This window comes from Microbacterium sp. F51-2R (genome assembly GCF_052180235.1).
In the GTDB taxonomy this organism is placed as follows: Bacteria; Actinomycetota; Actinomycetes; order Actinomycetales; family Microbacteriaceae; genus Microbacterium.
The window spans coordinates 766,674-778,414 of the sequence record NZ_CP197470.1 but is presented as its reverse complement, the minus strand read 5'-3'; the positions used below and the strand labels follow the sequence as shown (position 1 = coordinate 778,414).

5 protein-coding genes are annotated in these 11,741 nt (G+C 70.7%); all 5 read left to right on the top strand.

Annotated elements, in window-relative coordinates:
- The first annotated feature begins 189 nt into the window (after positions 1 to 189).
- The 5 genes from ACSBPH_RS03745 (at position 190) to ACSBPH_RS03725 (ending at position 11,728) form a co-directional block, all read left to right on the top strand.
- Positions 190 to 5,694 (top strand): OmpL47-type beta-barrel domain-containing protein, encoded by a 5,505-nt coding sequence (locus ACSBPH_RS03745; RefSeq protein ID WP_442576267.1) that lies wholly within the window; start codon positions 190 to 192, stop codon positions 5,692 to 5,694.
- A 124-nt stretch (positions 5,695 to 5,818) separates the two neighbouring features.
- Positions 5,819 to 6,412 carry a hypothetical protein gene (locus ACSBPH_RS03740; protein WP_442576266.1) on the top strand — a complete coding sequence of 198 codons (594 nt, stop codon included), beginning with the start codon at positions 5,819 to 5,821 and terminating at the stop codon, positions 6,410 to 6,412.
- 26 nt (positions 6,413 to 6,438) lie between these two features.
- Positions 6,439 to 7,425, top strand: coding sequence for a LacI family DNA-binding transcriptional regulator (locus tag ACSBPH_RS03735; RefSeq protein WP_442576265.1), 987 nt, complete (start codon positions 6,439 to 6,441; stop codon positions 7,423 to 7,425).
- 140 nt (positions 7,426 to 7,565) lie between these two features.
- Complete coding sequence (locus ACSBPH_RS03730; protein ID WP_442576264.1) at positions 7,566 to 10,973, top strand: family 43 glycosylhydrolase; 3,408 nt, start codon at positions 7,566 to 7,568, stop codon at positions 10,971 to 10,973.
- Positions 10,974 to 11,128: 155 nt separating this feature from the next.
- Positions 11,129 to 11,728, top strand: coding sequence for a gamma carbonic anhydrase family protein (locus ACSBPH_RS03725; RefSeq protein ID WP_442576263.1), 600 nt, complete (start codon positions 11,129 to 11,131; stop codon positions 11,726 to 11,728).
- Positions 11,729 to 11,741 lie beyond the last annotated feature (13 nt).

Below are 11,741 nucleotides of genomic sequence, written 5' to 3'. Positions count from 1 at the left end.
CGGGGCCCCGAGAAGGGGCGGTTCGCCCCGTGCGGTTCAACGGTTTCGTCGGTTCATCGCTGATTTGGCGGGTCTCGGCATCCGTTCTTCCGAAAACTCCGAAAACCCTTGCGGGACGCAATCTGTTACCGATAACGTCCGAGGCAGGCGATCGCTCACGGGCGAGCGACGCCCGAGAGGACAGACGACGTGGACTGGAAGACCCCCCGCCATGGAGCGCGCTCCGCGGTCGCCGTCATCGGCGCCGCAGCGGTCATAGGCAGCTGCTTTCTCGCCGTGCCGGCGAACGCGGCCAACAGCGACATCGGCTACCCGACGTTCTCGGGGAGCCCCACCCCGGTCCCGGCGACGGGGGTGGCCTACACACCGGGCAACCAGCTGCAGGCGATCTTCGACGCCGACGTGGCGGCGGGGGCGGGAGTCTCGCCGTCGAAGGACTTCTGGATCGACGCGATGCTCGCGCGCACCGGCACGGCCGGCAGCTTCGACGACACGAACCAGTGGCTGTTCAGCCGCGGCCGGGCCGCCTTCATGAAGACCCACACGCCCGGCACCCTGGGCTTCCAGGGCCAGCTGGCGTACTGGGAGTCGATCGACAACCGCGGCGGCTACACGATCACGGCGCAGGTCGGCGGGGCGAACGTGGCTCTCACGGAGGACACGACGCAGCGCAAGCAGACCCCGAGCTACTGGCGGAGCGTGCACCGCAACGCCGCATCGGGCCTGGAGATCGTCCAGACGAAGTTCATCACCGACGCGAACGTGCTCGTGACCGACCTCGAGGTCAAGGCGACCGGCGCCGCCCAGACGGTGACGCTGCGCGCGGCATCCCCGTATGCGACCACCGTCGCGGGAGACGAGCTGACCGGCGTCGTCAGCGCCCTCAACAACCTCACCACGATCTTCCCGCGCTTCTCGGGCGACGGGTTCGTCCCGGACGGTACGCAGCTGACGCGCACGCTCTCGGTGCCGGCGGGCGGGAGCGTCTCGACGAAGGTGCAGCTCGGTCTCGTGACGACCGAGATCCCGGCGTCGCGCACCGACTACGACGCCTACCGTGCCGCGACGCCGGCGGCGGCGTTCGCGACCCACGTCACGGCGTACAACCAGTGGTGGGCCGACAACGTGCCCTACCTCGACACGCCCGAAGACAACATCGACAAGACGCTTTTCTACCGGTGGTGGCTCATGAGGTTCAACTACCTCGACGCCGACATCCCCGGAAACGACTACCAGTTCCCGACCTCGATGGAGGGCGTGCTGGGGTACAACAACGCGATCGTGCTCACGGCGGGCATGTTCATCGACGACCTGAAGTACTTCCGCGACCCGATCTACTCCTACGGACCGTGGGTGTCGGCGGGCGAGACCTCCAAGAGCTACAAGTACGTCGACAACCCGGGTGACCCCGCGAACTGGTCGAACAGCTACACGCAGTACATCTCGGAGGCCGCGTGGCGCTCCTACCAGCTGCACGGCGGCCCCGCCGGCATCGCCGGCAACCTCGCCGAGTACGCGGAGTACGACGTCAAGGGCCTGCAGGACGCGTACGACCAGAACGGCAACGGCCTCATCGAGTACAACTGGGGCGCGATGACCGGCAACGACGCCGACGCGGTGTCGTTCGACTGGCGCTCGGGCAACATGGACCGCACCGAGAACGCGTACCTCTACTCCAACGCCAAGGCGTCGGCCGACGCGTACCGCGTCGCGGGCAACACGGCGAAGGCCGATGAGATGGACGCGAAGGCGGCCTCGATCAAGAAGGCCGTCATCGACGTGCTGTGGAACCCCGACCACAAGCTCCTCGAGCACCGCATGGCCACGGGCGACCGCGCGTTCAACCCGTGGAAGGAGATCAACAACTACTACCCCTTCTCGGTCGGCCTCATGCCCAAGCCGGGTGACGCGGACTACAACGACGACTACGTCGAGGCGCTGCGTCTGTGGGCGGACGACAAGCAGTACCCGATCTTCCCCTTCTACACAGCGAACCAGGCCGACAAGGCCGAGGCCGCGGCGCAGGGCGACGCGGGCAGCAACAACTTCTCGGTCATCAACTCCACCGTGACCTTCCGGATGCTCAGCCGCGTGCTGCGCGACTATCCGACCGACGCGATCGACGCGCAGTGGTACAAGAAGCTCCTCTACTGGAACGCCTGGGCGCATTACCAGAACGGCGGTGACAACCGCCTGCCCGACCAGAACGAGTTCTGGGCCGACGGCTCGGCCGATCCGCAGAAGATCGGGTACCGCTCCTGGATCCACCACACGATCCTCGGTGCGACGAACTTCACGATGATCGAGGACGCGATGGGCCTGCGCCCGCGCAGCGACGCCAAGATCGAGCTCGACCCGATCGACATCGATTGGGACCACTTCACGGCGAACAACATCCGCTACCGCGACCGCGACCTCACGATCACGTGGGACGCACCCGGCGGCGAGCGCCACTACGGCGACGCCGTGCCGGAGGGCTACTCCGTCTTCCTCGACGGCGAGCTCGCCTTCACCGTCGACGGCCTCGGCAAGGTCGTCTACGACCCCGCGACCGGCACGGTCGAAGCCGAGGACGGCCTTCAGGTGACGACGGCCAACACGTCGTCGGTCGACACGCCGCAGCAGGTCTCGTTCGGTGACGACGCCCGCGTCGTCGACCTCTTCGCGAAGGCCGGCACCGACATCTCGGCGCAGAGCGGCGGCAGCGCCAACCTCGCGCAGGGCAAGACCGTCGCGGCGACGTTCTCGGCATCGGGCCGCGCACCCGCGGCGGCCGTGAACGGCACGACGATCAACGAGCCCTTCTGGGGCACGGCGGGCTCGCCCAATGCGAAGGACTCCATCACGGTCGAGCTCGGGTCGGACCGGACCTTCGACGATGTGCGCGTGTACTTCTACCGCACCTCATCGTCGGCCACCGTCGCGGGCTACTCCGAGCCGTCGATGTACGCGGTCGAGTACCGCTCCGGCGGTCAGTGGAAGCCCGTGCCCTCACAGGCGCGCACCCCGTCGACGCCTCGCGGCAACCTCAACCAGGTGCAGTTCCCCGAGGTGACCGGCGACGCCGTGCGCGTCACGGCGACGCACGCGGCAGGGTTCAAGACGGGCGTCAAGGAGGTCCAGGTCTTCCACACCGGCGTCCAAGCGCCGCCGAGCACGAACGCCGCGCCGCAGGTCGACGCGTGGGTCAAGCCGGGCGTCGCGGTTCCCGGCCAGGTCGACCTCGTCGGCACCACGAAGGACGACGGCCTGCCCACCGGCACGCTGACCTCGTCGTGGAGCGTCGTCTCGGCACCTGCCGGCGGACTCGCGCTGTTCGACTCGCCGTCCTCCGCATCGACGATCGCGCGCTTCACGACCGCCGGGCAGTATGTCCTCCGCCTCACGGCGACCGACGGCGAGCTGACCAGCACGGTCGACGTCACGGTCGAGGGCTCCACGCCCACGCAGGGCACGAACGTCGCACCCGCTGCGACGCCGACGGCCGAGTACACGGCCGGCTGGAACAACGTCAACGCGGTCAACGACGGCAAGGTCCTCCACTCGGGCGGTCAGCAGACCGATCTGTGGGGCACGTGGTCGGGCTCGCGCCCGGCGACGCGCTGGCTGCAATACACGTGGGCGAATCCCGTGCGGGTGAACGGCACCGAGGTCGCGTTCTGGGCGGACCAGACCAACCCCGCCTCGGGTGCCGGCGTCAACGTGCCGAAGTCGTGGAAGGCGCAGTACTGGACGGGCTCGGCATGGGCTGACGTCACCGGCGCCGGCACGTACGGAGTGGCCCGCACTTCGCCGAACGCGACATCGTTCGACTCCGTGACGACGACCCGCCTCCGGCTCGTCTTCAACGCGGCGGGCCCCGGCACCGGCACCGACCCCTACGCCGGGATCGGTGTGAGCGAGTGGCGCGTGTTCGCCGAGGCTCCGACCGCGATCGAGCCCATCGACGTGCGGACCGCGGTCGGGACGATCCCGACGCTGCCCGAACGGGTGGACGCGATCTACTCCGACGGGAGCCGCAGCGCGGAGCTCGTCGCGTGGGGTCCGATCACGGACGAGCAGGTCGCGACCGAGGGCGGCTTCGACGTCGTCGGGATCGTGGCGGGATCGGCTGTGCCGGCGAAGGCATCGGTCTGGGTGCGGGCGACCGCTCCGGGGCAGATCAACCTCGTCGACGCCGTCGCGGTGAAGACCGCGGCAGGAGTCGCGCCGCAGCTTCCCGCCACGGTGGGCGTGCTCTACAACGACGGCTCGCGTGAGGACCTTCCGGTCACGTGGGAGCCGATCGATGCGAGCAAGTACGCGACCGACGGACAGTTCACGGCCCCGGGCACGGTGCAGACGAGCATCGCCGGCACCAAGGCGGCGACGGCGACCGTCACGGTCGGAACGGGCGGGTCGACCGGTGCGGACACGACCGCGCCCGTGGCATCCGTCTCCGTCTCTCCGGCAGCCTCGGCGAGCGGCTGGCACACGGGCTCCGTGCAGGTGACGGCGACCGCGACCGACAACCGCGACACCGCGCCGGCGATCGAGGTCTCGGTGGACGACGGGGCATGGGCGGCCTACACGGCACCCGTGTCGGTGACGGCCGACGGCGCGCACACGGTGAAGGCCCGGGCCACCGATCAGGCCGGCAACGTGTCGCAGATCGTGTCGGCGGAGTTCCGCATCGATGCGACCGCACCCGTGGTCGTCCCGACGTCGGATCCGGTCGCCCGCACCGTCAAGGCCGCGGCGACGGATGCCGGCTCCGGGCTCGACAAGATCGAGTACCGCGTCGGCGACGGCGAGTGGGCGGCCTACGACGGCACGATCCTCGTCGGCCTCGAGGAGGTGACCGTGCAGCTGCGGGCACGCGACAAGGCGGGCAACACCTCCCAGGCGACGGACGTCGTGGTCGCGGCATCCGACGGGAACCACCGTCGCAACGTCGCGCTCATCGCCGACCCGACCGCCTCGTACACGGCGGGCTGGAACACCGCCGACGGCCTGAAGGACGATGTCGAGCCGACCTCGTCGGGCGACGTCAACCCCAACGACAACGCGTTCGTATGGGGAGCCTGGCCGCAGATCAGCGACCAGTGGGTGCGCTACGACTGGACGGAGGCGGTGACGGTCGACGAGCTGGAGGTCTACTTCGTCGACAACATCGACGCCAACGGCGCGGGCATCGCGGTGCCGAAGCAGTGGAAGGCGCAGTACCTCGATGCGAACGGCGAGTGGGTCGACGTCGTCGCAGCCGGGGAGTACGGGGTCGCACCCGACACCTTCAACTCGGTGTCGTTCGAGCCCGTCACGACGAAGGCGCTCCGCCTCGCGCTCACCGCGCAGGGAACGACGGAGGGTCAGGGCAGCCTCGGCATCAAAGAGTGGCGCGTCTTCGAGACGAGCGGCACGCCGAGCCCCTTCGACGTCGAGGTCGCGGTCACCGACCGCTGTGTCGCCGGCAAGTCGGTGCTCGTGACGAGCGTCAAGAACGCCGGTGACGTGCCTCTGAAGATCGAGGTGCAGACCCCGTACGGGTCGAAGACGGTGGCCGCGCTCGCGCCGGGCAAGTCGTCGTCGCAGACGTTCACGACGCGCCTGAAGGAGCTCCCCGCGGGGAGCGTGACGGTGCTGGTGAGCGGTCAGGTCGACGGCAAGACCGTGACCGACGAGCACGAGGTGTCGTACCCCGCGGACGGCTGCTGATGCTCGAGGGGGCGCTCGCCGCTGCGGCGGGCGCCCCCTCGGATCCGCCCCCCACCGAACACCTCGAACACCTCGCACACCCCGCAGCCTCACACGCCTCGCACACCTCCACCGAGGAGACGACATGAGTCGCACCCAGCTCGCGCGGTTCGCCGCCGGCACCATCATCGCCGCGTCGCTCGCGGCCTTCGGCCCCGCAGCCGCCGCGTCGGCGGTCGCCCCGGGGACAGGAGCACACATCCAGACGGGTCTTCGGATTCAGACGACGGATGCCGCGTCCCCCGCCGCGCTCTACGCCGGCGTCCGCCAGGCCGCCGTGGGGCAGGAGTTCCCCGTCGCGGTCGTCGGCGCCGCCGAGGGCAGCGTGTGGGAGATCCGCCTCGCAGACAGCGCTGAGGCGGCGGGCACCCTGACGGTCGGCCCCGACGGCACCGGCACGACGCTCGTGCGCGTGCCGGTCGGAACCGCGGGCGGCACGATGCCGGTGACAGCCGTCTCGGGCGCGGGCGAGCTCTCCACGACCGTGTCGGTCGCGGGTGCCCCCGCTGCCGACGGCGGAGCGCCGGCCCTGGTCGCCGACGAGGCCGCCGACGAGACCGCCGCCACGCCTCCGATCCCGACCCTCGTGGTCGCGGGCGCCGGAGTGCTCGTCCTCGCGGGGGCTGCCGTCGCGGTGCCCATCGCGATCCGGCGCCGTCGCGGGCAGGCCGCGGCGTGAGCGACACGGCCGAGCAGTCAAAGCGCGTGAGCATCTACGACGTCGCCCGGCTCGCCGGGGTCTCGCACACGACCGTCTCGCGGGTGCTGCACGACCATCCCCGCACGCGCGAGTCGACCAGGCGTCGCGTCCTCGCGGCGATCGAGCAGACGAGCTACACGCCGAGCCTGATCGCGCGGGCTCTCGCGACCCAGCGGACGATGCGCATGGGCGTCCTCGTCGACAGCCCCGTCGAGTACGGGCCCAACACGACGCTCCGGGCGTTCGAGGCGGCCGCGCGCCGCGCCGGCTACGCGATCGGCCAGTTCTCGGTGACCGACGACGAGCACGCGGGGATGGATGACGCGATCGTCGATCTCGTGACGCAGGGCGTCGACGGGCTGTGCGTCATCGCGCCGCGTGAGGCGTCGCTCGACGCCCTCCGGCGCCAGGTGCCCGACATCCCCGCCGTCGTCATCACGTCGGAGCCGCGCGACGGCTTCCGCGCCGCGGGGATCGACCAGCGCGAGGGCGCGCGGCGCGCCGTCACGCATCTCGTCGAGCTCGGGCACCGACGCATCCTCCATCTCGCAGGACCCGACAGCTGGTTCGACGCGCGCGCACGGCGCCAGGGCTGGGAGGACGCCCTCACGGCGGCCGGGCTCGAGCCGATCGCCGCCGCCCAGGGCGACTGGACGTCGGACGCCGGCTACGCGTTCGGCCGGCTCTTCGAACCGGGCGGCGCGACCGCCGTCTTCGCGGCGAACGACCAGATGGCCCTCGGCGTCGTCCGGGGGCTGAGCGAGCAGGGGCTGCGCGTGCCCGACGACGTCAGCGTCGTGGGCTTCGACGATCTTCCGGACGCGAAGCACTTCCTTCCGCCGCTGACGACCGTGCGTCAGGACTTCGCCGAGCTCGGCGCGCTCGCCGTCGAGCTCCTGCTCGGGGCGATCGAGCGCGACGTGGGCGTCACGCGCGCCGCCATCGAGCCCCGCCTCGTCGTGCGCGACTCGACAGGACCCGCGCCGCGCTGAACCACCGAGCCGGACTCCCCGCTCCCACCGACCCGACAAGACTCCCCGCACACCAGAAGACTCACCGCACACCAACCAGAGAGGACATCGTGGTCTCCAGATCAAGAAGCAGGTATGGCAGAGCCATAGCCGCGGGCGTCGTGGCGGCGCTCATCGCGGCGCTCGTGCCCGCGACGACGGCGTCGGCCGCGACGCAGAACCCGATCATCGGCGACGGCTCGGTCTATTCGGCCGACCCGACGCTGCTCGCCGTCGACGACACGCTCTACATCCACGCGGGCCGCGACGAGGCGGGCCCCACGACGAACGACTTCATCATGAACGAGTGGCAGGCGTTCTCGACGAAGGACGTCGACGGCGGGCAGTGGGAGCACCACCCGTCGCTCATGCGCCCCGAGGGCGTCTTCAGCTGGGCGACGTCGGGCCGCGCGTACGCGGGTCAGGTCGTGAAGGGCCTCGACGGCCGCTACTACTGGTACGTCCCGGTCAACGAGAAGAACTCGACGGCCGCCGACAAGTTCGGCATCGGCGTCGCGGTCTCCGACACGCCACTCGGCCCCTGGACCGACCACGCGGGCGGCCCGATCGTCTCGCAGACGATCCTCGGCAACGACGCCCACAACATCGACCCGACCGTCATGGTCGACAACGGCCGCGTGTGGATGTACTGGGGGAGCTTCGGCCGGCTCATGGCGATCGAGCTCGGCGCCGACATGAAGACCCGCATCGGCACACCGACCACCATCACGTCGGGCGTCACCGGGTTCTTCGAGGCGGCGTGGCTCTTCCAGCGCAACGGCACGTACTACCTCGCGTACGCCGCGAACAACGCCGGACCCACGAGCAGCTGCACGCCCGCCAACTACCACGCGTGCATCGCCTACTCCACGGCCTCGAGCCCGCTCGGACCCTGGACGTTCCGCGGCCGCATCCTCGCGCCGGTCTCGTCGACGACGAGCCACCCGGCGATCGCGGAGTTCAAGGGCCAGTGGTACATCGCGTACCACACGGCCGACGCCGTCGGCGGCAACCACTTCCGCCGCTCGGTCGCGATCGACCACCTGGAATGGGACGACACGCAGACCCCCGCGCGCATCAAGCCCGTCGTCATGACGCCCGAGAAGACCGCGAACCTGACACCCCGGTCGAACGTCGCGCCGTGGGCGAAGGCATCCGCGTCCAATGAGCCGATCCCGACGCAGTACTGGATCAAGTCGCTCAACGACGAGATCATCCGCCCGAACCCGCTCCCGCCGGACATGTGGGGCAGCTGGTCGGCTACGCGTCCCGCGCAGCAGTGGATCCAGTACGAGTGGGACACCCCGGTCCGCGTCGACAAGGCCCGCATCAAGTTCTGGCGCGACACGCCTCCCGGCACCGGCAACGGCGTCTCGGACCCCTCCTCGTGGGTTCTGCAGTATTGGGACGCGGGCGAGTGGAAGAACGTGCCGAACCCCAGCGGCTACCCGACCACGACGACCGCCGTCCACACGGTGACCTTCGACGACGTCACGACGTCGCGCCTGCGCGCCGTCCTCAACGCCTCGCCCAACGCGGCCAACCCGCCGCAGTACTCGGCACTCGCCGTCGAGGAGTGGGAGGTGCACCAGGCCCAGCCCGACGCCGCGGCGGAGGTCGCCGTCGTCACCGACGCCGGCATCGCCCCGGAGCTGCCCGAGACGGTCGGCCTCATCTACGGCGCCGACACGGTGCCCACCGCCGTGCGGTGGGACGCGGTGGATGCCGCCGACTACGCCACCGCGGGCACCTTCACCGTGAGCGGGTTCGTCGAGGGCTATGCGGCCGGTCGCGTCTCGGCCACCGTCACGGTGCGCGGAGACGACGCCTGGCGGACGAACCTCGCGCTCACGGGCACCCCCGAAGCGCAGGGCACGGCAGCCGGTGCGAGCCTCGCGGCGCTCAACGACGAGGAGATCGCCTACACGGGCGACGCCTCGCCCGTCTGGACGACGGCGGCCGAGGCATCCGCTCCGACAGCGGGGTACACGTGGGGCGCGCCCGTGCGCGTCGACGGCGTGACGGCGCACTTCTGGACGGGCGACGGCGTCACCCTTCCCGCGGCAGCCACGGTGCAGGCCCGCGTCGACGGGGTATGGACGGATGTCGCGGACGGGCCGGCCGTCAAGGCCGGCGAGCCGAGCGCCATCGAGTTCGAGCCGGTCGTGGCGACCGGCATCCGACTCTTCCTTGCCACCTCGGGAGCGGGAGCCGTCGTCGGCCTCAGCGAGCTCGAGGTGTTCGGCGAGCCGCTCGACACGGTCGCTCCGACCGTCGCACTGACGACCTCGGGCGTCGCCGGGGCCTCGGACTGGTTCGTCTCGCCGGTCACCGTCCGCGCGACGGCCGCCGACGATCGCGACCTGCGCACGCGCATCGACCTCGCGGTCGACGCGGGTGCGTGGCAGTCCACCGAGAACGTGCGCTTCGCCGAGACGACCGTCTCCGCCGACGGCGTGCACTCGGTCAAGGCACGGGCGACGGATGCCGCGGGCAACACCTCCGACGAGGAGTCGATCACCGTGCGCATCGACACGGCGAAGCCGACCGTCAGCGGCACCCTCGACGTCGCGGCTCGCGCCGTGGCGGCCACGGCTGCCGACGCCGGCTCGGGTGTCGCCGTGATCGAGTACGCGATCGACGCGCCGATCGGCTGGGCCGCCTACACGGCTCCCGTGACGGTCGACGATCAGCGTCACGTCGTGTACCTGCGGGCGAAGGATGCCGCGGGGAACGTCTCTACCACGGCATCCGTCAGCGTGCCGCTCTCGCCGAACGCCCCGCTGTCGGGCAACATCGCCCCGATCGCGACTCCCACGGCGTCGTACACGTCGTCGTGGAACAGCGTCACGGCCGTCAACGACGGCGCGCTCACCGGCGCGTCGTGGGGCACGTGGCCGAACGTCGGCGAGCAGTGGGTTCAGCTGGAGTGGGATCGCATCGTGACGGTCGACAAGGCCGGCGTGCTGTTCTTCCGCGACTCGCCCGACACCGCCAACGTCGGGATGATCCCGCCGCGCGAATGGAAGCTGCAGTACGCCGATCTCGCCACCGGGCAGTGGAAGGACGTCGAGACCTCCGGGTCCTACGGCCGCTCCTCGACCGCGATCAACGAGGTGACGTTCACGCCGGTCACGACGACCAAGCTGCGCGCGCTCATGCAGGCGTGGGGCACGGCCAGCGCCGGCGGATCCAGCGGCATCCTCGAGTTCGAGGCGTGGGCGGCCGAGCCTCCCGCGCCGTCGTTCGATGTCGCGTTCACGGCGGTCACGCGCTGCGTCGCGGGCAAGGCGACGCTCATCGTGGCGGTGGGCAACTCGGGTGACGCTCCGGTCACGGTCGGCCTGCAGACGCCGTTCGGCGCCCGCACGCTCACCGACCTGGGCGCCGACACGAAGTCGAGCCAGGCGTTCTCGACGCGCCTGGGCGCGCTGCCGGCGGGGAGCTACACGGCGACCCTCTCGGGCACGGTCGACGGCAAGACGGTGACCGAGGAGCGCACGCTCGAGTACGACGCGCGCACATGCTGACCCCCGCTCCTCGGTGATCAGCCGGTGCCCCGCCCCACCCAGGGGGCGGGGCACCGTGCGTGGGGGCGTGCGCTGTGTGCTGCCGCCTTCTGGATCGGGGGCGGCTCCCCGAGACGACCGTCGCCCGCTACGCTGGCGCTGACCGAGGAGGGCCCGTGCAGTTCGAGCATCTCGGGGCCAGCCCCCGCATCCATCCCGAGGCCGTCGTCGCGCCGACGGCCGTCATCAGCGGCGACGTCACGATCGGGCCGGGGAGCCAAGTGCTGCACGGCGCGGTCATCACGGCCGAGGGCGGTGCCATCACGCTCGGCGAGAACGTCATCGTGATGGAGAACGCGCTCATCCGCGCGACGGCCGTCAACCCCGTCCACATCGGATCGCACGTGCTGGTCGGCCCGATGGCGAGCATCAGCGGCGCGACCGTCGCCGACGAGGTGTTCCTCGCGACGGGCACGCGCATCTTCAACGGCGCCCGCATCGGCACGCGCAGCGAAGTGCGCATCAACGCGGTCGTGCATCTGCGCACGACCCTCGCGCCCGACTCGGTCGTGCCGATCGGCTGGGTCGCCGTCGGCGACCCCGTCCAGCTCCTGCCGCCCGAGCGCCACGAGGAGATCTGGGCGGCGCAGCGCGAGCTCGACTTCCCCGGCTACGTCTTCGGCCTCGACCGTGACACGCCCGATCTCATGGTGCAGCTCACAGAGCGCTACGGCCGAGGGCTCTCCCGCCACGCCTACGACAGACGACTGGAATGATCCGGATGCCGGG

Bases quoted from the DNA above. Each gene is read 5' to 3' on its own strand.
- ACSBPH_RS03740 (WP_442576266.1), top strand. From the start codon at position 5,819: ATGAGTCGCACCCAGCTCGCGCGGTTCGCCGCCGGCACCATCATCGCC.